The organism is uncultured Lactobacillus sp. (genome assembly GCF_948948975.1).
GTDB lineage: Bacteria > Bacillota > Bacilli > Lactobacillales > Lactobacillaceae > Lactobacillus.
In genome coordinates this window covers 18,629-42,936 of record NZ_CARBVX010000017.1, presented here as the reverse complement: position 1 = coordinate 42,936, position 24,308 = coordinate 18,629, and the positions used below count along the sequence as shown (strand labels likewise).

Sequence of the window (24,308 nt, the reverse complement as noted above, 5' to 3'; positions counted from 1 at the left end):
AACTAAAAAATAAAGTCAAACATCCTATTGTGCTTGACTTTACGTAGAAAAAAGCTCTTCTATAATCAAGTATTTGAACTTTATTTGTAAAAAAGGATAGGATAAGTTTTAAAATTCCTAGAAAAACAAGGAGACATAGTATTTTAAAAAAATTTCCTCTATCTTTACTATAAACTAAAGAATTTAGTAACTGTCCCTCTAAAAAAATATTTCCAATCATTGCTATCGTATTTACCATACTTGCAAGTTGTAGCAATAATATCTTATATTTATTTCTTTTTATAATGCTTTTTACAATTATTTTCATAATTTCTACATTTTCTTTAACTATCCTTACTTTGCTTCCTATTGAAAGAAACTCCTAATTGAGAACTAAGGTAGTCTGATATCTAACCATATGAGACTTTTTTCATTTAAAGTTGAATAAAATTATAATTTATCTTATTATTATTTTCAATATTTTTTAATGTAGTTTTATTTTTAATATAAAAAATACCTCATTACATTTTTAAGTAATTTTAGAAAGTTGAGTGTAATATATCTTTGATTAATCTTAAAAATGTTATATCATTAGAATCAATAATTTAGAAAAGGACATATTGCTATATGATGCTAATTGTATTTTAGTCTCAAGGGACTAATCTACCTTCCCTTGAGAAAAAACAAATTTAAATTCTATTTTCTTAAGGAGAAAAATAAAAATTGAATAATACTGACGAAATCGAATTTTCACGTGTACGTAAACTTGTAGCTGGCTATGCCGTTTCACCAGAAGCTAAGGAGAAAATTTTAGCTCAACCACTTGCAAACAAGTTAGTCAAAGCAAATGCGTTATTAGATGAAACGGAAGAAATGTTCTGGATTTTAGATCACGGTCTACACATCCCTTTTATTAATTCAGATGCTTTTACGCCAATCATAAATAAGGTGAAAAAGGGATATATCTTAAATCCCCGAGAACTAGAACAAGTTGCTGACTTTATTAGGGTTACTCGCTTATTAGTACGCTTTTTTGATAAACAAAGACTTAAGGCTCCAATTGTGGCCAGCTATTGTGATACGTTAACTATTCTAGATAGACTAGAAGAATTAATTTATCAAGATATTGAGCGCGGAGAGGTTTCAGATCGAGCAGATAAAGAGCTGACTAAACTACGCCAAAGAAGTAGTAACTTAAATACAACTATCAAAGAAACTCTACAGAAATACTTGCAGACAAAAAAGTACCAATCAATGTTGCAAGATTTTCAGATTATTCAAAAAGATACTCACTATACGCTTCCTGTTAAGGCAAGCTTTAAGCATAGTTTTGGTGGAAATATTATTGATCAATCTAATAATGGGACCACTGTTTTCATTGAGCCAACCAAGATAGTTCATCTTACTCAAGAAAAAACTACAGTCGAAAATCAGATTTACTTAATTGAATCTCAAATTTTGGGAAATTTAACGGCAAAAATCTATAATGAGCTAGCTCATTTTGAAGCCAATCTTAATGTTATTGTTGATCTAGATTGTATCTTAGCACGTGCAAAATATTCGCATACTACTGATGGCAAACGCCCAATTTTAAATGAACAAAATGAGCTTCAATTGAACGGAATGAAGCATCCCTTGTTAAGTAATCCCGTTCCTCTATCCCTTAAGTTAGATCCAACTAAACATGGCTTAATTATTACTGGACCAAATGCAGGTGGGAAAACTGTTACACTCAAAACTGTTGGTCTAGCCACAGCAATGAGTGAATTTGGTCTCTTCTTACCTAGTACATCACCATGCTCAATTCCGGTTATGACAGAAATCTCTACTTCAATTGGTGATCATCAAGACTTAGATAACTCTCTCTCAACATTTTCTGCTGAAATGAAAAAGATGGCAGAGATTGTTCAAAAGGCCACTCCAAGCAGTCTGATTTTGTTAGATGAACTAGGTAGTGGAACAGATCCCAATGAAGGTGCAGCTCTTGCCATTGCTATCCTGCAAACCCTGCAACTAAAAGGTTGCGTCATCTTAGCAACCACCCACTATAGCGCTATAAAAGATTATTCGACTAAAAATCCTGCTTTTATTACGGCAGCAATGGATTTTGACTTACAAACTCTACATCCCACCTATAAACTACTTTTAAATCAAGTAGGCGCCAGTCGTGCTCTCTGGATTGCAGAAAAAAGTGGTATGCCCGACAACGTACTGTCAGAAGCTAAAGATTTCTTAAATACTGGAAGCTTTCCTTTAAAGCAGGCAAATCTTAAATTTAAAAATAAGCCGAAAAAAGTTAAATCTCTACCTTCTTTTAAAAAAGGTGATCGAATCAAAGTACCAAAATATCACCAAGAGGTCCTCTTTTATGAGAACGCTGATATAGCTAATCAGATTGTAATTTTTGTTAATAAAGCTTTTGAGACTGTCCCTATAAAGGGAGCAAAATTAGTTCGAAAAGCTGAAGAACTTTATCCTACAGGGTATAATCTCGATTTATTATTTATTCAAGATTGGCAAGAATACAAATTCAATAAGGATTTAGATCGCGGTTCCAAAAAGGCCTGGAAGAAGTCGAAAAAGTAACAACACAACTATTTAAATCCTTATAAAAATAAGCTCTCCAGCTTACTTTAAGCTAGAGGGCTTATTTGTGTTTATTCAGCTATCTTTATCCATCAAGTTCTACGCCCTGCAATTCTTTCATTGCATCATATGCCGCTGGACGGTTATTATGGTCAACTCCAAGAATTAATAAGTCTCCTGCTACAATTACGGTATCACCATGAGGAATTATTTCTCGGCTTCCCCTTCTAATCGTTCTAACAAGCACATTATCGGGCCAGTTAATATCCTTGATTTCCTGATCTACTAACTTACTATTTTCATACACAGGGATATCTAATTCATCTTCTTCACCCGATATTGGTTGTAAACGTGTTTTTGGCATCATAGCGGCTGCCAAGCTGTCATAGATTGGCTTGCCACCAAGAATTTGATCGATTAAAAGTGCAATAAATGCCACAACAGCCAGTGGCATTAAGTGAAGAAGCGATCCGACCATTTCAGTAATCAAAATAATTGCTGTAAATGGTGCGCGAATTATCGCCGCAAAATAACCTGCCATTGAAAAAATTATTAAGTTAATAACTAAGTGTGCAGGCATTAAGCCAAGTTGTACCATTAATGTACCATAGGTTGCTCCAATTAGAGCGCCCATAGTTAAAATTGGCAAAAATATACCACTAGGTAAACCTGAATCATAAGAAATAATTGAAAATGCAATTCGCAGCACATAGTAAAATGCTAAAATTCCAACTAATGTCCATCCACCTTGAGTGAGCATTTTCTGTAAAGATAAAATCAAACGATTACCTGGTCCAGTAATTAACGGCCAATAATACATAATTGGAATTAAAATTGTTAATGGAATTAAACCATGTAGCCAACGTGGTAACCAGGTGATTTTTAAATAGACTTTTTTTAATCCAAATAAACCTTTTTTATATAAATGGCCTAATAGTCCCAGGATAATCCCTAAAATCACCAAATGCCAGTACAAATAAATTGGAAATGAATGATCATATGGCATCCCTAAAGCATGGTGTAAGCCAAAAAAGTAGGACACCATAAAATTAGCGGCAATTGCTCCTACCAAGGAATTCATCCAAACTCGCGGAGAGAAATTATGAAAAATTTCTTCTAAAACAAATAGTGCTCCACTCAATGGTGCTCCAAATGCAGCTGATAAACCACTGGCAGCTCCCGTTGCAAGTAATACCCTTTGATTGTATTTACTTTGTTTTAGCTTCTCACCCACTCCCTGGCCAATGGATGAACCAAGTTGAAGGGATGGTCCCTCAGGTCCTAGAAACAAGCCCGTTCCAATTACTAAGATTCCCCCGATGAGCTTTCTCCACAAAATCTGCCACCATTTAAGTTGGAGCTTACCTTGAAGCTGTAATTTAACTTCCGGAATACCGGATCCTCCAACGTGTGGATATTGTTTAACAAAATATCCCGCTATGATCCCTACTGCGGCTAACCCAAGAACAATTGCAACAAACCAAACTGGATTATTATGGGCCTCTTTAAAAAGATAGAGCCAAAAAGCAGACGTCTTTTCAATTCCAAATCTAAATAGTCCAACTACAGCCCCTGCAATTAGTCCTACAATTAATGCCTGCAGCATCAATTTTAGATTATCTTTTTCTTCTTTCCTCATTCTTACTTACCTACATCCCTATTTATTAGATACTGCTTTATTTTAACGCAAAAAGTCACTACATCTGTAGTGACTTTTTTAGTTTCATGTGAAACATTGTTATTTTTCTTCGTACCATTCAGTATGGAAAGTACCTGGACGATCATTTCTTTGGTAAGTGTGTGCGCCAAAGTAATCACGTTGACCTTGAATAATATTTTGAGGTAAGCGTGGGTTAAAAATAGATTCTAAGTAATTTAAAGCCGCACTAAGAGTTGGGGTTGGTACACCAGCATCAGCAGCAATCTTAACCACATCTCTAAGAGCACCAATATTTTCTTTTTTCACCTTATCAAAGAATGGGGCCTTAAATAAGTTAGGTAAGTCTTTATCAGCATTATAAGCAAACTTAATATCATGAAGCATTTGTGAGCGAATAATACATCCAGCTTCCCAGTTTTGGGCAATAGTTGAATAGTGCAAACGCCAGTTGTAAGCTTTTGCGGCCATAGTTAATTGTTCAAATCCTTGACCATATGAAACAGCCATAGCTAAGTAAAGTGCCTTTGCGAGTTGATCAACTAAGTCTTTTGGAGCCTTTTCTGGATCAATCTTTGGTTCAGGATCATTTCTTAAAGTTGCTTTTGACATAAAGCGAGCAAGAACAGCTTCTGCAATTACAGTAATTGGTGCACCTAGACGAATTGCATCTTCAAGCATCCAGTTACCTGTTCCCTTATAAGAAGCTTCATTTAAAATATGATCAATAATATGATCATCAGTCAAATCATCTTTTTGCTTTAAGACTTTTGAAGTGATTTCAATTAGGTAAGCTTGTAAAGCACCCTTATTCCACTCTTTGAAAATTTCACTCATTTCATCATTTGAATAATGACCAACGGTGCGTAAAACATCATATACTTCAGAAATAATCTGCATAATGCCATATTCAATACCATTGTGAACCATCTTCACATAGTGACCACTACCTGCTGGCCCAATATAACCAACACATGGTTGACCAGTTGGAGTCTTGGCTGCCATAGCTTCAAGAATTGGTGCTACTTCTTCATAAGCCTTTTCGTCACCACCTGGCATTAAGGCAGGACCGTTCAAAGCTCCCTCTTCACCGCCAGAAACACCCATACCAATGAAGTGAATACCGTGCTTTTCCATTTCCTTGTAGCGACGATTAGTATCGTGGAAATTAGAATTACCACCGTCAATTAAAATATCGCCCTTATCTAAAAGAGGCAATAATTTTTGTAAAGTTTCATCAACTGGTTTACCAGCCATGATTTGAATCAAGATTTTTCGTGGCTTTTCTAGTGAATTAACAAATTCTTCCCAAGTATAAGTTGGCTTTAAATTTTCATCTTCATATTTTGCTAAAGCGTCAACCTCTGGCTTATCAATTGAAAATCCAGAGACAGAGTAGCCATGATTTTTAACGTTTAAGGCAAGGTTTTTCCCCATAACGGACAAGCCAATAACCCCAAATTGTTGCATATTTTTGCCTCCACATATTTAATAAAATTCGTTCATCTACTAGTATACTTTTTTATTATGAATTTCGCACAACTTTGCTTACTTTTTATTAAAAAAATAAAGAGTTCAGCTATGCGAACTCTTTATTTACTTATTTCCTAGGAAATTAATGGCGTGATGCGCCTGATGAAGCATCTTCTTTAGCTTCAACTGGCTCTGCTTCAGTATGTTCAGATGCACCAGATGCAGCATCTGCCTCAACTCCATACTTACCAGCGAAGTAACTAAATGGCTTCAAAGCTTGAGCATCATATTTAGCAACGAAAGCTGGATCATCTAAAGTATTTAATTCAGTTGAATATGGCATATCGTGAGTAATCTTACAGTCGATTAAAACTGGTCCTTCCATTTGTTGAGCAGCAGCTACTGCATCTTCAAATTCTCTCTTGGTACGAACAGTAAAGCCTTTTACATTCATACCTTCAGCAGTCATAGCCCAATCATTGTCAGGAAGCTTTACACCAGATAATGGTTGGTGAGATTCATCAACCTGTTCAGCTTCAATATAGCCCAAAGTTTCATTAGTGAAGACCACATTAATGACATGCATATTGTAGCGAGCTTGGGTTAAAAGTTCTTGATTCATCATGGCAAAACCACCATCACCAGCTAGATTCCATACTTCACGGTCTGGATAAATAGTTGCGGCAGCCAAAGCAGCTGGAGCACCATAGCCCATAGTTGCATATAACCCTGATGTAGTCCACTTTTGATCATCATGTAAATGCATCAAACGATCAAAATTAATATTTACATTACCTACATCTACTGCAAATACTGCATCGTTGGCAGCCCTCTTATTGATTATATCAAAAATTGGCTCCACTCTCATTGGCATTTCATTAGAATCATTAAAACTTTCAAGCCAAGCTTCCCAGTTTTCACGATCAGCAAGAGCAGCCTTGTATAATGGGGATTCTGTGCGACTTTCACCAGTTTCAATTAAAGCACGTAAAGTTTTCTTAGAATCAGCTAACATTGGAACAGTTACAGCATGACGCTTACCCAGTCTTTCTGAATTAATATCAATTTGGATTACTTTTGCCTTAGGATTGAAGAAGAAGACAGAGAATGGTGAATTGTTACCAACCCAAACTACTAAATCGGCATGAGTTTGAATATCATTACTTGGCTTAGCACCAACACGACCAATTGAGCCCATGTATGCTGGAAACTCATCCTCAACAATTCCTTTTCCTAAAACTGATGAAACTAGTGGCATCTTAAATTTATCAGAAAATTCCTTTAATTCTGCACTAGCATCTTGAGCACCATGACCAAAGTAAACAATTGGATTTTTAGCTTCTTTAATTAATTCAAGAGCTTTATCAATTTGCTCCTTACGAGGTGCCGGGAAATTAGGAACAACTTTATGTGCTGCTGCGTTATTACGGAAGTTATCTTCGATCTTATTCCAACCAAAGTCCTTTGGTAAAATCAAAACAGCTGGGCCCTTCTTTTGATAAGCTTGACGAATTGCCTCATCCATTAAAACCGGGATAGATTCAGCAGTTTTTGCTTGATGATTCCAGACTGCAACTGGATCAAACCATGGCTTTTCATCAAAAGCTTGGAAGAAATCAATATCTTGACGACTGGTTGGAACATTAGCAACAATTGCAACCATTGGTGTCTTATCATATTTTGCATCATATAGTCCGTTCATTAAGTGAACGGCACCCGGACCAGCAGAACCAAAACAAACTCCTACTTTCCCACTAATTTTATATTCAGCAGAAGCTGCTAAGGCACCAGCTTCTTCATGTCTTACTTCAATAAACTTTATCTTATCTTTCCAGTTATGAATTGCATTCATTGTTGAGTCAAATGATCCACCTGGAAAACCGTATATATGATCAATACCCCAATCATACAAGACTTGGAACATTGCATCTGAGCCGCTAATCTTTGTCATAGTCTACAAGCATCTCCTTAATGTTTTTTTCTTACACTTTGATTAAAACACATTTGTAACATAATTGAAAGCGGTTCCTAACATTGATAGACCAGTATTTTATCATTATCAAAAATAATTAATTCACAAACTATTTACTCTTTTACGAAATTTCTCGTTAGGTAGCAACTTTAAACTGTGATTAAGTGATCATACTCAACAAAAAAAGGCAAAAAATTTTTTTATTTTTTTGCCTTAAAAATAGTTATTTATTTTTTATCTTTGCAATTCTTCCTTGTTGAATATATGCGGTTAAAATTGCTAAATCAGCTGGATTTACACCAGAAATTCTCTCAGCTTGAGCAATCGACTCAGGACGAATTTTTTCAAATTTTTGACGCGCTTCAGTTGCTAAACTTGGAATTGCATTGTAGTCAATATCGACTGGAATTTTCTTCGACTCAAGTCGATGCAAACGATCAACCAAAGTCTTTTCTTTCTTGATATAACCCTCATATTTCAATGCAATTTCAACTTGTTCTTTCACGTAGCGATCAGTAGCTAAAGTTTCACCACTTAATTTTTCAACTGCATCAAAAGTTACACGTGGTCGCTTCAAAAAGTCTGCACCGCTAACCCCTGCATTTAAGCGATCTTGCTTAACACTAGCTAAATATTCTTGAACCTCATCAGTAGGGTGAATAGTAACTTTCTTAATAGCTTCCATTGCCTGGGAAATAGCTCGCTTTTTATCTTGGAATTCCTTATAACGATCTTCTGAAATTAATCCTAATTCATGACCTTTTTCAGTTAGACGTAAATCTGCATTGTCGTGACGAAGAAGAAGACGATATTCTGCACGACTAGTAAGTAAACGATATGGTTCATTTGTTCCTTTAGTTACTAGGTCATCAATTAAGACCCCAATATATGCTTCATCACGTTGTAAAGTAAATCCAGGCTTATTTTGAGCGCTTAAGGCTGCATTAATACCAGCAATTAATCCTTGACCTGCTGCTTCTTCATAACCAGATGTTCCGTTCATTTGACCAGCAGTGAAAAGATGCTTAATATTTTTTGTCTCTAAAGTATGCTTTAATTGCCAAGGTTCAATTACGTCATATTCAATTGCGTATCCTGGGCGCATCAATTCTGCTTTTTCTAGACCAGCAACACTATGAAGCATCTTCAATTGTACTTCTTCGGGCATTGAAGTAGAAAAGTCACCTACGTAAATTTCCTTGGTATGGCGTCCCTCTGGCTCTAAGAAAATTTGGTGACGATCTTTATCTGCAAAACGAACTACCTTATCTTCAATTGAAGGGCAGTAACGTGGGCCCACACCCTTGATAACCCCAGAAAACATTGGGGCACGATCAAGATTTGCACGAATAATATCATGCGTTACGGTATTAGTATAAGTCATGTAACAAGACATTTGATCTTCTAGGTAGTCACTATCTTTACTAGTGTAAGAAAAATGTCTTGGTTCTTTGTCTCCAGGCTCCTCTTCAGTTTTTGAATAATCAATGGTATTACCATCAACTCGAGGAGGAGTACCAGTCTTAAAACGACGTAATTTAAAGCCTAACTTTTCAAGATTTTCAGGTAATTTAATAGACGGAAGTGAGTTATTAGGACCTGAAGAATAAGCCAATTCTCCAATAATAATTTTTCCTCTAGCTGCTGTTCCCGTGGTCAAGACTACGCTTTTAGCATAATACTTTGCACCAGTATTAGTAATCAAGCCTTTACATACTCCATCTTCAACGATCAGCTCATCTGCGACAGCTTGACGTAAAGTTAAATTAGGCTCATTTTCAATTGTATCTTTCATACGCTCATGATATTGCCATTTGTCGGCTTGTGCTCGCAATGCTCTAACTGCAGGACCTTTTCCCGTATTAAGCATTCTCATTTGAATATAAGTGGCATCAATGTTTTTACCCATTTCTCCGCCAAGAGCATCGATTTCACGTACCACAGTACCCTTTGCTGGTCCACCAACTGATGGGTTACATGGCATAAAAGCTACCATATCTAAATTGATCGTTAAAAGAAGTGTCTTTTCTCCCATTCGAGCTGCTGCTAAGGCTGCCTCTACTCCCGCATGACCTGCTCCAACAACAATTACATCATATTCATTTGATTCGTAAGTCTTCATTTTCATCCTACTTTCCAAGACAGAATTGACTAAATAGTTGGGTAATTAATTCATCAGGTGCACTTTCACCAGTAATTTCACCCAAAGTATCCCAAGCATTTTTGAGATCAATTTGAACCAAATCTAAAGGCATTGCATCATCAATTCCCCTAACAACGTCTTCTAAAGATTGCTTCGCTTTCGTTAATAAACCAGCTTGTCTTTGATTTGTTACCAAGATTTGATTTTGTGAATTTTCTATTCCGCTAAAGAATAATTGCTCAATTGCATTCTCAAGAGCATCCATATTTTTTTGCTTTAAGATCGAAGTTACAATAATTGGATTATCAGTAATTTCTCTTATCATTTCCTGGGAAATTTTTGTGCCTAAATCTTGTTTATTTAAAATAATAATTCGTTTTTTATTAGCAGTTAAATTTAATAGATTTTTATCTTCGTCTGTTAAATCTTGACTTGCATCCAGAAGTAAAACTACCAAATCAGCTTCACCGATAGCTTTCTTTGAACGTTCAACTCCAATTTTCTCGACCTTGTCTTCTGTATAATGAATCCCAGCAGTATCAATTAATTTCAGTGGCACTCCTTTAACAGAAACATATTCTTCAAGCGTATCTCTAGTTGTTCCTGCAATATCCGTAACAATAGCTTTATCATCTTGAGTTAAATAATTCAAAAGAGAGGATTTACCGACATTGGGTCTCCCCACAATAGCAGTTGCTAAACCATTACGGATAATTTTTCCTTCTTGAGCTGTTTTAAGTAATTGATCAATTTGCTTTGAAACTTCTTCTGCTTTCTTTTTCATTTCTTGAGAAGTTAAGTCGTCCATATCATATTCTGGATAATCAATATTAACTTCCTCCTGCGCCATTGTATCTAAAAGTTCTTGGCGCATTGTTCTAATTTTCTCTAACAGTCCACCAGCTAATTGTGTCATAGCAACTTGGCGAGACTTATCAGTCTTAGCTCGAACAATATCCATTACAGATTCAGCTTGAGTTAAATCAATACGTCCATTCATAAAAGCACGCTTCGTAAATTCACCAGGATCAGCCATTCGAGCACCGTTTGCCAAAAGTAGCTGCAAGATATCATTAGTTACAATCATTCCACCATGACAATTGATTTCAACCATATCTTCTCGAGTGAAAGTTTTTGGTGCGCGTAAAACACTAACCATTGTCTCATCTATAACATCCTTAGTTTTAGGATTAACGATATGACCATAGTGGATTGTATGTGAGGGAACCTTAGTTAAATCTGCCCCTTTAAAAAATTTATTAGCAATCGCTACTGCATCTTCACCAGATAAACGAATAATTGATATACCTCCTTCGCCAATAGGAGTAGAAATTGCAGCGATTGTATCAAATTGCGTTAATACTTGTGCCATTTTTTCACCTACATAAAATATCTCAATAAAAAAAGTGCCCACTCCACCACTACAAAAAATAATGATGGATAAAGCACTTTGACTACTTTATCTTCAAATTAAAGATAATTTATTTTTGTTGTTTACGTCCTAAACGTTTGTACGCGCGACGAACTTTGCGCTGACGTTCACGTTCTTCCTTCTTTTGTTCCTCAAGTTCACGTTGATACTTGAATGGATTTTGCAAAATAAAGGTTTGAACTACTTGGAATAAGTTGGAAATCACCCAGTAAAGTGAAATTGCAGATTGGATACCAATTGCTGAAACCCCAATAATAAGAGGCATCAAGTATGTCATTCCCTTAGTCATTCCATTTTGTGAGGATTGGGGCGTTGACATCTGACTGATATATGTACTCATAAAAGTAAATACAGCGGCCAAGATAGGCATGATGTAATATGGATCGGGACGTCCCAAATCCATCCACAAAAACCGACCATTTTGCAACTGTGGAGTCCGCCAGATTGCTTGATACAAAGCATACATAACTGGTAGTTGAATTAACATTGGTAAACATCCAGTATATGGATTAATACCAGCTTCTTTATATAACTTACTAGTTTCTTCTTGTAACTTTTGACGTGACTCGACATCCTTACCTGGATACTTTTTACGCAATGCATCCATCTGTGGTTGCACTTTTTGTTGCTTAGCCATGCTTCTAATAGAAATGGCATTCAATGGTAATAAAATTATTCTTACTATAATAGTAAAGATAATGATTGCCCAACCATAGGAATCATGAACTAAACTTGCAATCCAAAGAATAAATTGGGAAATATAGTAAACAATATACCGATCCCACCAATTGCCACTAGTATGAGAAATAGGAGCAACACTTGTTCCATTAGTTGATGCACAACCTGTAACTACTAACGTTAAGGCAAACATTCCTAGAGCTAATAGAATTAGTTTCCAATTTTTCTTAGACAAATGACTTCTCACTCTACTTTTCCTCAATTTCCCTCTCTTCGCTTGATAAGACCTTAGCTAACCTTAAAACATGAATAAGATTCTTTTTGGTTCGTCCCATATCAAAATCTCGTGCATAAGGTCGAGCTATTACTAAAAAGTCTAAATCAGACCTTATCTCTGGCTTAAGTTCTGTCAGTGTAGCACGAATGAACCGTTTGAGGCGATTACGTGCTACCGCCGTATGACCCACTTTTTTCCCAACAGAAATTCCAACGCGAAAATGCTTTTGATTTTCTTTGGGTAAGGTATAGACAACAAAGCCGCGATTAGCCATTGACTGTCCTTCTTTAAAAACTTTTTGAAAGTCTCTCTCAGTTTTTACACGGTAGCTTTTTCTCAATTTGGTTCATCCTTACTTAAATTAAAAAAACCACTGAGCTTCAGTGGCTTAAGCAGATAAGACTTTTCTACCCTTTTTACGGCGTCTTGCTAAAACCTTGCGGCCGTTTGCTGTAGCCATACGTTTCATAAAACCATGAACGCGTGAACGGTGACGCTTCTTAGGTTGGTAAGTTCTCTTAGTTGACATTTAATGTTGCACCTCCGTTTTTCAATGCTTAATAAGCACAATTTCTAAGATAGAATAGCATATTTACGCGAAAAAACCAAGTCCTTATCAAAATTTTCCTAAAAAGAAAAGTGATTTTTATAGCATTTTTTAATTATTTTTTGTGGATATCTTTTTTTAAATTTTTTATTTGTTTTTTATCAACAAGATCATTCTCAGAGTTATACACAATTCACACCCTGTTTAGAATATAATAAACACCCTGTGGAAAATATAAATTATCTAGTTAAAATTGCCGATTTATAGCGTATAATAAACCCACAAACCTTTGTGGAAAACTCAAACCTGAAATTTTATTTCATGCTTCGGTGGATTTTTATTTTTTTATTTTCCACAGTACTGTGAATTTGTTAATTCTTTTTATCACTTGTGGAAAACCTCTTCAATTCATGCTAAACTTATTTTGACTTATTCTGTGGATAATACAGTATTTGGAGGAATTTTTTTGTTTGATCTAGATAAATTTTGGCAATTTTTTAATGCTGAAATGAAAAAAAGCTACAGCACAGTTGCCTATAATGCTTGGTTTAAAAATACTAAACCTATTTCCTTTAATAAAAAGACAAAAGAAATGATAATCGCTGTTGAATCACCCGTTGCAAAGGGATACTGGGAAAAGAACTTAGCTTCTCAGCTCATTCAGGAAGCATATGCTTATGCAGATATGGAAATTCAACCTAAGTTTGAAGTTGCCGGTAAAGAAGGACCTGAACGTTTAGTTACACCACAACCACGAATTAAAACTAATCAAGAAATATTAGAAAATCGTAGAGATGAATTTGCTCAAGATCTTCAACTAAATAGTAAGTACACTTTTGACACCTTTGTTCAAGGTGAAGGAAATAAGCTGGCAGCCGGTGCCGCCTTAGCCGTTGCTGATAATCCAGGAAGTTTTTACAATCCTTTATTTATTTTTGGTGGGGTGGGGTTAGGTAAAACCCACTTAATGCAGGCAATTGGACATCAAATGTTAGCTGAAAAGCCACATGCAAAAGTAGTTTATATTCAGAGTGAAACTTTCGTAAATGATTTTATTAACTCAATAAAAAACAAAACTCAGGCTGAATTTCGTAATAAGTATCGGAACTGTGATCTCCTATTAGTAGACGATATTCAATTCTTTTCTAAAAAAGAAGGAATCCAGGAGGAATTCTTCCATACCTTTGAAACCCTTTATAATGATCAAAAGCAGATTGTTATGACTAGTGATCGTTTACCAACCGAAATTCCTGAATTATCAGAACGTTTAGTTTCACGCTTTGCGTGGGGCCTACAAGTTGAAATTACGCCTCCAGATTTAGAGACTAGAATTGCTATTTTACGAAAAAAAGCTGAAACCGATGGTCTAGCAATCGACGACAGCACCCTCGACTATATTGCTTCACAAGTTGATACCAATATTCGTGAACTTGAGGGAGCTTTAGTTAAGGTTCAGGCGCATGCAACAATTGAACGTGAGGATATTAATGTTGACTTAGCCAAAGAGGCCCTCGCTGACCTAAAATTAGTACAAAAAAATAGAGGACTTCAAATTTCTAAGATTCAAGAAGTTGTAGCTAACTATTTCCAAACTTCAACTACTGAATTAAAAGGTAAGAAACGAGTAAAACAAATTGTTGTTCCTCGACAAATTGCAATGTATTTGTCACGTGAATTGACAGATTCTAGTTTGCCTAAAATTGGACAAGAATTTGGTGGTAAGGATCACACAACGGTAATGCATGCCTGCGATAAAATTTCTCGTGCCTTAAAAACTGATGCCGAAATTAAAGCAGCTGTGTATGATTTAAAAGCTATGCTCGAGCACTAAAAGTTAATAACATGTGTATAACTTTTAACTTTGTCCACATTTATTAAACATGCAAAAGTGCGCTTTATTCAGGTGTTTGCCTACTTTCCCACAGATTCCACTGGCCCTACTACTACTTCTAAGTATTTAAATATATAATTAAATAAAACAACGTACATATAACTTCACAGGAGGTAAACGATGCAGTTTACAATTAATCGTAATTTATTCCTCGAAAACCTAAATAATGCTATGCGTGCAATTTCTTCACGTGCTACTATTCCAATCTTAAGCGGCATAAAACTTACCCTTACAGATGAGATGCTTACTTTAACCGGTAGTGATACTGACATTTCTATTGAAATTCAAATCCCTGTAAACGATGATCTAATTGTTCAATCTACGGGATCGATCGTTTTACCAGCACGATTTTTCAGTGAAATTGTAAAAAAATTACCTGGTAAAGATTTTTCATTTGAGGTAAAAGAGAGTTTCCAAACAAAAATTGTTTCTGAAAATACCGAATTTATGATTAACGGTTTAGATGCAAATAATTATCCACATTTACCAGAAATTTCTACTGATGCTTCATTTAAAATTTCTGGTAAAACATTTAGAGAAATTATTAACGAAACTGTTTTTGCAGTTGCTACTCAAGAAAGTCGTCCAACCTTAACTGGTGTTAACTTTATCTTCAGCAATTCATCAATCAAAGCAGTTGCTACCGATAGTCACCGACTATCTCAACGTCAAATTTCTCTAGAAAATGGTCCGCAAACAAGTACTGACTTAATTATTCCAGGGAAGAGCTTAGTTGAACTATCTCGAATTATCGGAGAAAGTGATCCGGAAATTACAGTAAATCCTGGGGAAAACCAAGTTCTATTTGAAGTAGGAAATATTGCATTCTATTCACGTCTACTTGATGGACAATATCCAGACACTGATCGTTTAATTCCAACTGAATCTACAACTTCAGTTGAATTTGAATTACCAGTTTTAGCTCGGTCTCTAGAACGTGCCAGTCTTCTTACTCACGAAAGCCGAAACAATGTGGTTAAAATGACTCTCGATGTTCAAAATCAATTAGTTAAACTCCAAGGTGATTCACCTGAAATAGGGAACGTGGAAGAAGAAATTGGTTTTAAGAATCTTGAAGGAGAGGGATTAACTATTTCCTTCAACCCTGATTATCTAAGAGAAGCTTTACGTGCTTCTATTACTGATTCCATTGTTATGAACTTTACTCAGCCGCTAAGACCATTTACGGTGATACCGGCAAAACAAGATGTCAACTTTACTCAATTAATTACACCAGTTAGAACATTTTAGTTTATAAAAAGAGCTACTTTTGTAGCTCTTTTTTTCGTGCATTATATTTAAAAGCTAAATTTAGGCTGATTAAGCGAATTTTCATCCAGTTAAGTATAGTCATATTAAATTGGAATAAAGCGGCTTAAAAAAGGCTACAATACGTCATAAAATTGAATTTCACATAAAAAAACGGTATAATGACTAGGTATGACAAGGCAAATGGGGTGATATTATCAAAAAATTCACAATTAAGGGAGAATATATTACGCTGGCTCAGTTTTTAAAAGAAGAGAGTGTGATAGCTTCTGGTGGTCAAGCTAAATGGTATCTAAAAGAAAATCCTGTTAAGTTGAACGGTGAAGTAGAAGATCGCCGTGGAAAGAAAATACATCCTGGAGATGTACTAAACTTGGCTGGAGAAGAGTATGAATTTATTTCAGAGTAGCCGATGTATCTTGCAAACTTTGAATTAAAAGATTTTAGAAATTTTGAAGAACTAAAGATAAATTTTGACCCTCATGTAAATATTTTTATTGGTCCAAACGCCCAAGGAAAAACTAATTTACTTGAGGCGATTTATTTTTTGGCCCTAACTCGATCTCATCGAACAAATAGCGATAAAGAATTAATTCGTTTTGGAAGTAAATTTGCGGGCTTACAAGGAAAAGTTCATAAAAGTCAATTAGAAGTAGAGTTAAAATTGCGTTTAACACCAAACGGAAAAAAAGCCTGGGTAAATAGACTAGAGCAAAAGAAGCTTTCCGCTTATGTAGGACAAATGAATGCAATTTTGTTTTCTCCCGAAGACCTAGCACTGGTTAAAGGAGCTCCATCAATTAGAAGACGTTTTATGGATTTAGAGTTTGGGCAAATTAATTCAGAATATCTATATTTTCTAAGTCAGTATCGGCAGGTACTGCAACAAAGAAATAATTACTTGAAGCAATTGAGCATAAAAAAGGCAAATGATCTAGTTTTTTTAGATGTCTTGTCAGATCAGTTGGCAGGAATTGCAGCAGAGATAATTTCGAGAAGAATTAAATACATTAAAAAACTTAATTCATATGCTCAAATTGCGCATAGTGAGATTAGTGGTCAAGCTGAAAAATTAAAGATTTTTTATCGTCCATCAGTTAAGGAAATTACCCCAGAGGATGATGTAGAAACTATTTATCAAAAAGTTATTACTAGTTATAAAAAAAATCGTCCTAATGAAATTCGAAAGGGAACTACATTAAGTGGCCCCCATCGAGATGACTTGGATTTTTTAATTAACGATAAAAATGCCCATGATTTTGCATCTCAGGGACAGCAACGGACGATTTCTTTAAGTGTAAAGTTGGCTGAAATTCAATTAGTACATGAATTGACACAAGAGTATCCAATTTTACTTTTAGATGATGTAATGAGCGAATTAGATCATCGAAGACAGAGCAGTTTACTGAATTATATTCATGGAAAAACGCAAACTTTTATCACAACAACAGATTTAGAAGGTATTTCTTGGGAAATCGTGAAAGAACCTAAGGTCTATCACATTTCTGCTGGAACGATCAGTACAAAGGAGAGTTAAATGGCAGAAGATAAGAGCAAGGCAGCATTAAATAAAGCTAAAGATTTTGAAAAGCGTGCAGATACTTATAACGCAAGTCAAATTCAAGTTTTAGGTGGACTTGAAGCAGTTAGAAAACGCCCAGGTATGTACATTGGCTCAACCAGTAGCCAAGGCTTACACCACCTTGTTTGGGAAATTATTGATAATAGTATTGACGAACGACTAGCAGGTTTTGCAACTAAGATTGAAGTCACTGTTAATGAAGATGGTAGTGTTACAGTCCAAGATGATGGACGTGGTATTCCCGTTGATATTCAAGCTAAAACAGGTCGTCCAGCTCTAGAAACTGTATTTACTGTTTTGCACGCTGGTGGTAAATTCGGCGGTGGCGGATATAAAGTATCTGGTGGTCTTCACGGTGTTGGTGCATCTGTAGTAAACGCCCTCTCAACTAAACTTGATGTTACTGTTATGAGGGATGGAAAGAAATATGCAATTTCTTTTGATCATGGCCGTGTAGTAGACGAAATGAAACAAGTAGGAACTGTGCCTCTTGAAGAACACGGAACGACTGTTCGGTTCTATCCTGATCCAGATATTTTTACCGAAACCACAACTTTCGATGATAAAATTTTAAAGAACAGAATTCGTGAACTTGCTTTCTTAAACAAGGGCCTAAAATTAACCTTTACCGATAAGCGTAAAGAAAGTGCTGAGACCGATGTTTACCACTTTGAAGGCGGGATCAAAGAATACGTTGCCTTTTTAAACAAAGGTCAAGAAGTATTATTTGATGAACCAATCTATGTTGAAGGTAATTATGAAGGTATTGATGTTGAAGTTGCGTTGCAATACACCAACGGCTATAAAACAACTTTAATGACATTCGCAAACAATATTCACACTTATGAAGGTGGGATGCACGAAGCCGGCTTTAAGACTGCTCTAACTCGTGTAGTTAACGATTATGCTCATAAGGCTAAAATCTTGAAGGATAAAGATGATAACTTATCTGGTGAAGATATTCGTGAAGGAATTACAGCTGTTGTATCTGTTAAGCACCCTAGTCCCCAGTTTGAAGGTCAGACTAAGACTAAGCTTGGAAACTCAGATGCTAGAACTGCAGTCGATCGAGCATTTTCAGAAACGTTTAGTCGTTTCTTAATGGAAAATCCTTCTGTTGGTCGTAAGATTGTTGAAAAAGGACAACTTGCTGAAAGAGCTAGAACTGCTGCTAAGCGTGCACGTGAAGTTACACGTAAGAAGTCAGGACTTGAAATTGCTAACTTGCCAGGAAAACTAGCTGACAATACCAGTAATGATCCAAGTATTTCAGAGTTATTTATCGTTGAGGGTAACTCTGCCGGTGGATCTGCAAAGCAAGGACGTTCTCGTTTAACGCAGGCAATTTTGCCAATTAGAGGTAAGATTCTGAACGTTGAAAAAGCTTCAATGGATAGAATACTTGCTAACCAAGAAATTAGATCCCTCTTTACCGCTTTAGGTACAGGATTTGGTGCTGATTTTGACGTTTCAAAGGCAAGATATCATAAATTGATCATCATGACAGATGCCGATGTCGATGGTGCTCACATTAGAACTCTGCTTTTGACTCTCTTCTATAACTACATGCGTCCAATGATTGAAAAGGGATATGTTTATATAGCTCGTCCACCTCTATACCAAGTTCGCCAAGGTAAGGTAGAGAAATATCTCGATACTGACGAAGAATTGCATGATTACTTAGGTACCTTGCAACCAAGTCCTAAACCAATTGTTCAACGTTATAAGGGACTAGGAGAAATGGATCCAGAGCAACTATGGGAAACTACAATGAATCCAGAAAATCGTCGGTTAGATCGAGTAAGTCCTGAATATGCGGAAGATGCTGACAAGATATTTGACCTCTTGATGGGTAATGAAGTAGGTCCAAGACGAGAATTTATTGAAAAGAACGCTAAATACGTTGAGAATTTAGATGCTTAGGAGGCTTTAGATGGCTAACGAAAATCAACCTCAAGATCACAGAATACGTAATGTTGATTTAACCCATACCATGCGTACATCCTTCTTAGACTACGCTATGTCAGTTATTGTGGCTCGTGCCTTACCAGATGTTCGAGATGGTTTAAAGCCTGTACAACGTCGTATTCTTTACGGAATGCATGAATTAGGAGTTACACCAGATAAGCAATATAAGAAGAGTGCCAGAATTGTTGGGGAAGTTATGGGTAAGTTTCACCCGCATGGTGACTCTTCAATCTATCTAGCTATGGCCCACATGGCTCAAGACTTTTCCTATCGTTACATGCTAGTTGATGGACACGGAAATTTTGGTTCTGTCGATGGGGATGAACCAGCCGCAATGCGTTATACCGAAGCAAAAATGAGCAAAATTGCGGTTGAAATGCTTCGTGATATCAATAAAGAAACTATTGATTGGCAACGTAACTATGATGATACAGAAAATGAACCCGCAGTATTGCCAGCAAGAATTCCTAACTTACTTGTCAATGGTGCCAGTGGTATTGCAGTTGGTATGACAACAAATATTCCGCCACATAATTTGGCAGAGGTAATTCGCGGCATTCACATGTTGATGGATAATCCCGATGTTACTACTAAAGATTTAATGAAAGTAATTCCTGGTCCTGATTTCCCAACTGGTGGAATTGTGATGGGACGTGGAGGTATTTACCGTGCCTATGAAACCGGAAAAGGAAATATCGTTGTTCGGGCAAAGACCGATATTGAAACTGAAAAAAATGGTCGCGAGCGAATTGTAGTTACGGAACTTCCTTACTTAGTAAATAAAGCTGAATTAGTTAAAAAGATAGCTGATTTAGCTCGTGAAAAAACAATCGATGGTATTACTGGTGTACGGGATGAATCAGACCAGACTGGTATGAGAATTACCATTGATATTCGCCGTGATGCAAGTGCTAGTGTGGTTTTAAATAATTTATTTAAAGAGACCCAAATGCAAGCAAACTTCGGAATGAATATGGTTGCCATTGTCAATGGTGCGCCTCATTTCTTAACTTTGAAGCAAATGCTTGAGTACTATCTTCACCACCAAGAAGATGTTATTACTCGCAGAACTAAGTTTGAGTTAAAGAAGGCCGAAGCTAGAGCACATATTTTAGCTGGATTAAGAATTGCCCTCGATCATATTGATGAAATCATTAAGATTATTCGCGGTTCACAAAATAGTGATATTGCTAAGGCCCAATTAATTCAAAACTTTGGTTTAGACGATCGTCAATCTCAAGCTATTTTAGATATGAGATTGGTTCGTTTAACAGGTTTAGAGCGCGATAAAATTGAAGCTGAATATCAAGATTTGCAAGCAAAAATAGCAGATTACAAGGATATCTTAGCTAAACCAGAACGAATTGATGAAATTATTTACAATGAGTTACTTGATATTCAAAAGCGTTTTGGGGATGATCGTCGCACTAAGATTGCTGAAGGTGAAGCCGTTTCAATTGAAGATGAAGATTTAATTGAACAAAAAGATGTTCTTTTAACTCTAACTCACAATGGCTACATTAAGCGTATGCCAGCAGATGAATTCAAGGTACAAAACCGTGGTGGACGTGGAATAAAGGGAATGGGAGTTCAAGATGATGATTTCATCAACCATTTAATCTTCTCAAGTACCCATGACTTTTTACTATTCTTCACCAACTTAGGTAAAGTTTACTCAAAGAAAGCCTATGAAATTCCAGAATTTGGAAGAAATGCTAAAGGCTTGCCAATAGTTAATCTCTTAGAACTTGATAAAGGCGAAAAGATTCAAGCTGTAATCAATGTGCCTGAAGGAGCGGATGATAATTATCTGTTCTTTGTTACTAAGATGGGAACAGTTAAAAGAACAAAAGTCAGCGAATTCCAGAATATTCGTCGCAGTGGTTTGATTGCTTTAACATTGCGAGATGGGGATGAACTGAATAATGTTTTAACTACCGATGGAAAACAAAATATTCTTATCGGCACTCATCTCGGTTATGCAGTTACCTTTAATGAAAAAGATGTTCGTTCGATGGGAAGAACAGCAGCTGGTGTTCGCGGAATCAATTTAAGAGATAACGATTATGTCGTTGGATCTGATATTCTAGAACCTGATTCAGAAGTATTAGTAATTTCTGAAAAAGGATATGGAAAACGTACTGCAGCTTCTGAATACCCAGTTAAGGGACGTGGAGGTAAAGGAATTAAGACTGCGAACATTACTGAAAAGAATGGTCCTTTAGCTGGTGTAACAGTAGTCAATGGCGATGAAGATATTATGCTAATTACCAGTGCGGGAGTCATGATCCGCTTTGATGTGGACGATGTTTCTCAAACTGGAAGAGCTACATTGGGTGTACGTTTAATCAAGGTTGACGATGGTGCACAAGTCGCAAGTATTACTGCCGTTCCTAAAGCTAGTGATGAAGAAAGCACTACTGAAGAAGAACCAGTAGAAGAAAATTAATAAATAAAAAATTACCAAATTTTTTGCGTAATAATAATTGAGTAATAAAACTCAGGATCACGTGAAAAAATATTTGGTAATTTTTTGTTTATGTGATAGAATCAAGCATTGTGAGTAATATTATTCATTACTCCTTGTTCTTGATTTTAGCAAGAACCATTTAGTCCAAGAGGAGGTGCAATTATTATGGCAAAAACTAAGTACGAAGTTACTTACATCATCAAGCCTGATATTGACGAAGATTCAAAGAAAGCATTGATCGATCGTTTCGATAAAGTTGTTACTGACAACGGTGCTGAAGAACTTGAATCTAAAGATTGGGGTAAGAGACGTTTCGCATACGAAATTGAAAAATACCGTGAAGGTACTTATCACATTATGACTTTCGTTGCAGAAAACTCTGAACCAGTTGATGAATTTGGTCGTCTTTCTCGTATTGATAACCAAATTTTACGTTCAATGACTGTAAAATTAGACAAGTAATTTGTTTTCGTGAATTAGGAAGGGGACAAAAGTATGATTAATAATGTTGTACTTGTTGGCCGTTTAACACGTGATCCTGATTTACGTACAACCGGGAGTGGAATCTCAGTTGCTACGTTTACTCTAGCTGTTGACCGTCAATATACCAATAGTCAAGGTGAGCGTGGTGCTGATTTCATCAGCTGTGTAATTTGGCGTAAAGCAGCAGAAAATTTTGCTAACTTTACTTCAAAAGGTTCATTAGTTGGTATTCAAGGTCGGATTCAAACTAGAACGTACGATGATAAAGATGGTAAGAGAGTATACGTGACTGAAGTCATTGTTGATAATTTCTCTTTACTAGAATCACGTCGTGATCGTGAAAATCGTCAGACTAATGGTGGTAATTTTGCTCCGCAAGGAGGAAATGCTCCAAGTACCAATAATTTTGGTGGATCAAGTGCACCAAGCATGAATAATGCTCCTGCTAGTGGAGAAAGCAATAAACCGCAAGATCCATTTGCAGATTCAGGTAGCACAATTGACATCTCAGATGATGATCTCCCATTTTAATTTTAATTAGAAAGGATCTTTGATATGGCTCAACAAAGAAGAGGTGGCCGTCGTCGTCGCAAGGTTGACTTTATTGCAGCTAACCACATTGACTACATCGACTACAAAGATGTTGATTTGTTGAAACGTTTTATCTCTGAAAGAGGTAAGATCTTACCACGTCGTGTCACTGGCACTAGCGCAAAGAATCAACGTAAGTTGACTGTTGCTATTAAGAGAGCTCGTGTTATGGGCTTATTGCCATTCGTCGCAGAAGACTAATAACAGATCACAATTAATAAAAAGAGTAGCTTATGCTACTCTTTTTATTTTGTTTTTTGCGGTATTATAAAAGAAGTAAATGGAGGGATTGTCATGATTATTAAGCAAAAACTAGCCGGAAACATTGATTTTGACTACAAATGGTACGATATTTATAACTGTGACGATCATGATATTAGATTATTAAAAGATGATTTTGATTTGACGTCAGAGATTATCTCTTATATTACCGACCTTCACGAACGTCCTCACTTTGATCATGATTATATTACTAACAGTGATTTGTTGGTTTACGATGTTCCAGTTTGGCCAACAGCTGATGCAGATCATTTTACGACTTTACCAATTAAGTTTTTAATGGTCGATCATACACTTTTTACTGTTCATTCTCCTGATACAACTTATATGATTGAAGAATTTAGGCAACGCCCCGATGAGCATATTCATAGTGAAAAAGAATTGATTTTTGCTATTCTTTTTGCCGTTACGAAATACTTTCAAAGGGCACTTAGCCAGCTAAACAGTCAGCGATTAGTTTTAGATAATAACTTAAGTGAGCGAATTCATAATAAAGACTTACAAGAATTATCACAGGTTGAAAAAAGTTTGGTTTATTTATCTAGTTCAATTAGAACTAATCTAATGATGCTTGAAAGTCTAAAAAATAAAAAATCAGGACTTCATATGAATGCTTCTGAAGAGGAAATGTGTGACGATATTATCATTGAAGTTCAGCAATCTTCACAGATGATCAAAATTTATAGTGAAGTTACTGAGGAAATCTCTAAGACGTCCAACAACATTCTGAATAATAACTTAAACAATACCATGCAATTTTTGACTGTGTGGTCACTTCTTTTAACAATTCCAACTATTGTAACAGGATTCTTTGGGATGAATGTTGATTTGCCTATTTTTCATAATCCATTTGACTGGGTGATAATTACTGTAGGTTCGATTATTGTAATGGCAATTTTGCTTTGGTATTTACGTCGACATAACATGCTCTGATGCTTGCTTAGCTTAGATGATAAGCAAGCATTTTTTGATGTATAATATAAAATGATGCAGTAGATTATTTTTGATGATATTAATGCTATAAACAGGAA

19 protein-coding genes and 1 pseudogene are annotated in these 24,308 nt (G+C 36.0%); 11 read left to right on the top strand and 9 right to left on the bottom strand.

Going from position 1 to position 24,308, the window contains the following annotated elements:
- Positions 1-307, bottom strand: a pseudogene (locus Q9R40_RS07440) (ABC transporter ATP-binding protein); the annotation flags it as partial.
- 395 nt (positions 308-702) lie between these two features.
- Here Q9R40_RS07440 and Q9R40_RS07435 point away from each other — a divergent pair.
- Entirely contained in the window at positions 703-2,565 is a 1,863-nt protein-coding gene (locus Q9R40_RS07435) for a DNA mismatch repair protein MutS (RefSeq protein WP_304677083.1), read from the top strand.
- Positions 2,566-2,650: 85 nt separating this feature from the next.
- Here Q9R40_RS07435 and Q9R40_RS07430 read toward each other — a convergent pair whose 3' ends face one another.
- The 8 genes from Q9R40_RS07430 to rpmH form a co-directional block, all read right to left on the bottom strand.
- Positions 2,651-4,204, bottom strand: a complete 1,554-nt coding sequence (locus Q9R40_RS07430) for a ClC family H(+)/Cl(-) exchange transporter (RefSeq protein ID WP_297940065.1) — start codon at positions 4,202-4,204, stop codon at positions 2,651-2,653.
- A gap of 99 nt (positions 4,205-4,303) precedes the next feature.
- Entirely contained in the window at positions 4,304-5,692 is a 1,389-nt protein-coding gene (gndA, locus tag Q9R40_RS07425; protein ID WP_297940068.1) for an NADP-dependent phosphogluconate dehydrogenase, read from the bottom strand.
- 145 nt (positions 5,693-5,837) lie between these two features.
- A complete protein-coding gene (gene spxB / locus Q9R40_RS07420) occupies positions 5,838-7,646 on the bottom strand; it encodes a pyruvate oxidase (protein ID WP_304677080.1) in 1,809 nt (602 codons plus the stop codon).
- A 244-nt stretch (positions 7,647-7,890) separates the two neighbouring features.
- Positions 7,891-9,789: a tRNA uridine-5-carboxymethylaminomethyl(34) synthesis enzyme MnmG gene (gene mnmG / locus Q9R40_RS07415; RefSeq protein ID WP_297940072.1), complete on the bottom strand. Its 1,899-nt coding sequence runs from the start codon at positions 9,787-9,789 to the stop codon at positions 7,891-7,893.
- Between the two features lie 7 nt (positions 9,790-9,796).
- Positions 9,797-11,182 carry a tRNA uridine-5-carboxymethylaminomethyl(34) synthesis GTPase MnmE gene (gene mnmE / locus Q9R40_RS07410; protein ID WP_304677078.1) on the bottom strand — a complete coding sequence of 462 codons (1,386 nt, stop codon included), beginning with the start codon at positions 11,180-11,182 and terminating at the stop codon, positions 9,797-9,799.
- 109 nt (positions 11,183-11,291) lie between these two features.
- Complete coding sequence (locus Q9R40_RS07405) at positions 11,292-12,167, bottom strand: membrane protein insertase YidC (RefSeq protein WP_297940077.1); 876 nt, start codon at positions 12,165-12,167, stop codon at positions 11,292-11,294.
- A gap of 1 nt (position 12,168) precedes the next feature.
- Positions 12,169-12,537, bottom strand: coding sequence for a ribonuclease P protein component (gene rnpA, locus Q9R40_RS07400; protein WP_260317151.1), 369 nt, complete (start codon positions 12,535-12,537; stop codon positions 12,169-12,171).
- A gap of 48 nt (positions 12,538-12,585) precedes the next feature.
- Positions 12,586-12,726 (bottom strand): 50S ribosomal protein L34, encoded by a 141-nt coding sequence (gene rpmH / locus Q9R40_RS07395; protein ID WP_003648141.1) that lies wholly within the window; start codon positions 12,724-12,726, stop codon positions 12,586-12,588.
- Between the two features lie 484 nt (positions 12,727-13,210).
- Between rpmH and dnaA the strand changes: the two genes are divergently transcribed.
- The 10 genes from dnaA (at position 13,211) to Q9R40_RS07345 (ending at position 24,210) form a co-directional block, all read left to right on the top strand.
- Positions 13,211-14,575, top strand: a complete 1,365-nt coding sequence (gene dnaA, locus Q9R40_RS07390) for a chromosomal replication initiator protein DnaA (RefSeq protein WP_004898273.1) — start codon at positions 13,211-13,213, stop codon at positions 14,573-14,575.
- A 180-nt stretch (positions 14,576-14,755) separates the two neighbouring features.
- Positions 14,756-15,886, top strand: coding sequence for a DNA polymerase III subunit beta (dnaN, locus tag Q9R40_RS07385; protein WP_094497959.1), 1,131 nt, complete (start codon positions 14,756-14,758; stop codon positions 15,884-15,886).
- Between the two features lie 211 nt (positions 15,887-16,097).
- Positions 16,098-16,313, top strand: coding sequence for a S4 domain-containing protein YaaA (gene yaaA / locus Q9R40_RS07380; RefSeq protein ID WP_304677085.1), 216 nt, complete (start codon positions 16,098-16,100; stop codon positions 16,311-16,313).
- Between the two features lie 3 nt (positions 16,314-16,316).
- Positions 16,317-17,441, top strand: coding sequence for a DNA replication/repair protein RecF (recF, locus tag Q9R40_RS07375; protein WP_094497957.1), 1,125 nt, complete (start codon positions 16,317-16,319; stop codon positions 17,439-17,441).
- The gene (gene gyrB / locus Q9R40_RS07370) at positions 17,442-19,409 is read left to right on the top strand and encodes a DNA topoisomerase (ATP-hydrolyzing) subunit B (protein WP_304677069.1); all 1,968 of its coding nucleotides are present in this window, start codon (positions 17,442-17,444) and stop codon (positions 19,407-19,409) included.
- Between the two features lie 10 nt (positions 19,410-19,419).
- On the top strand, positions 19,420-21,903 hold the full coding sequence (gyrA, locus tag Q9R40_RS07365) for a DNA gyrase subunit A (RefSeq protein WP_304677067.1): 2,484 nt from the start codon (positions 19,420-19,422) through the stop codon (positions 21,901-21,903).
- A 186-nt stretch (positions 21,904-22,089) separates the two neighbouring features.
- A complete protein-coding gene (gene rpsF, locus Q9R40_RS07360; RefSeq protein ID WP_004896331.1) occupies positions 22,090-22,386 on the top strand; it encodes a 30S ribosomal protein S6 in 297 nt (98 codons plus the stop codon).
- A gap of 33 nt (positions 22,387-22,419) precedes the next feature.
- Complete coding sequence (ssb, locus tag Q9R40_RS07355) at positions 22,420-22,938, top strand: single-stranded DNA-binding protein (protein WP_011161251.1); 519 nt, start codon at positions 22,420-22,422, stop codon at positions 22,936-22,938.
- Positions 22,939-22,962: 24 nt separating this feature from the next.
- Entirely contained in the window at positions 22,963-23,199 is a 237-nt protein-coding gene (gene rpsR, locus Q9R40_RS07350; RefSeq protein WP_003649728.1) for a 30S ribosomal protein S18, read from the top strand.
- A gap of 93 nt (positions 23,200-23,292) precedes the next feature.
- Complete coding sequence (locus Q9R40_RS07345) at positions 23,293-24,210, top strand: magnesium transporter CorA family protein (RefSeq protein ID WP_011161252.1); 918 nt, start codon at positions 23,293-23,295, stop codon at positions 24,208-24,210.
- Positions 24,211-24,308: the final 98 nt, after the last annotated feature.

Bases quoted from the DNA above. Each gene is read 5' to 3' on its own strand.
- Q9R40_RS07430 (WP_297940065.1), bottom strand. From the start codon at position 4,204: ATGAGGAAAGAAGAAAAAGATAATCTAAAATTGATGCTGCAGGCATTA.
- gndA (WP_297940068.1), bottom strand. From the start codon at position 5,692: ATGCAACAATTTGGGGTTATTGGCTTGTCCGTTATGGGGAAAAACCTT.
- spxB (WP_304677080.1), bottom strand. From the start codon at position 7,646: ATGACAAAGATTAGCGGCTCAGATGCAATGTTCCAAGTCTTGTATGAT.
- mnmG (WP_297940072.1), bottom strand. From the start codon at position 9,789: ATGAAGACTTACGAATCAAATGAATATGATGTAATTGTTGTTGGAGCA.
- mnmE (WP_304677078.1), bottom strand. From the start codon at position 11,182: ATGGCACAAGTATTAACGCAATTTGATACAATCGCTGCAATTTCTACT.
- rpmH (WP_003648141.1), bottom strand. From the start codon at position 12,726: ATGTCAACTAAGAGAACTTACCAACCTAAGAAGCGTCACCGTTCACGC.
- dnaN (WP_094497959.1), top strand. From the start codon at position 14,756: ATGCAGTTTACAATTAATCGTAATTTATTCCTCGAAAACCTAAATAAT.
- recF (WP_094497957.1), top strand. From the start codon at position 16,317: ATGTATCTTGCAAACTTTGAATTAAAAGATTTTAGAAATTTTGAAGAA.
- gyrB (WP_304677069.1), top strand. From the start codon at position 17,442: ATGGCAGAAGATAAGAGCAAGGCAGCATTAAATAAAGCTAAAGATTTT.
- gyrA (WP_304677067.1), top strand. From the start codon at position 19,420: ATGGCTAACGAAAATCAACCTCAAGATCACAGAATACGTAATGTTGAT.
- rpsF (WP_004896331.1), top strand. From the start codon at position 22,090: ATGGCAAAAACTAAGTACGAAGTTACTTACATCATCAAGCCTGATATT.
- ssb (WP_011161251.1), top strand. From the start codon at position 22,420: ATGATTAATAATGTTGTACTTGTTGGCCGTTTAACACGTGATCCTGAT.
- rpsR (WP_003649728.1), top strand. From the start codon at position 22,963: ATGGCTCAACAAAGAAGAGGTGGCCGTCGTCGTCGCAAGGTTGACTTT.
- Q9R40_RS07345 (WP_011161252.1), top strand. From the start codon at position 23,293: ATGATTATTAAGCAAAAACTAGCCGGAAACATTGATTTTGACTACAAA.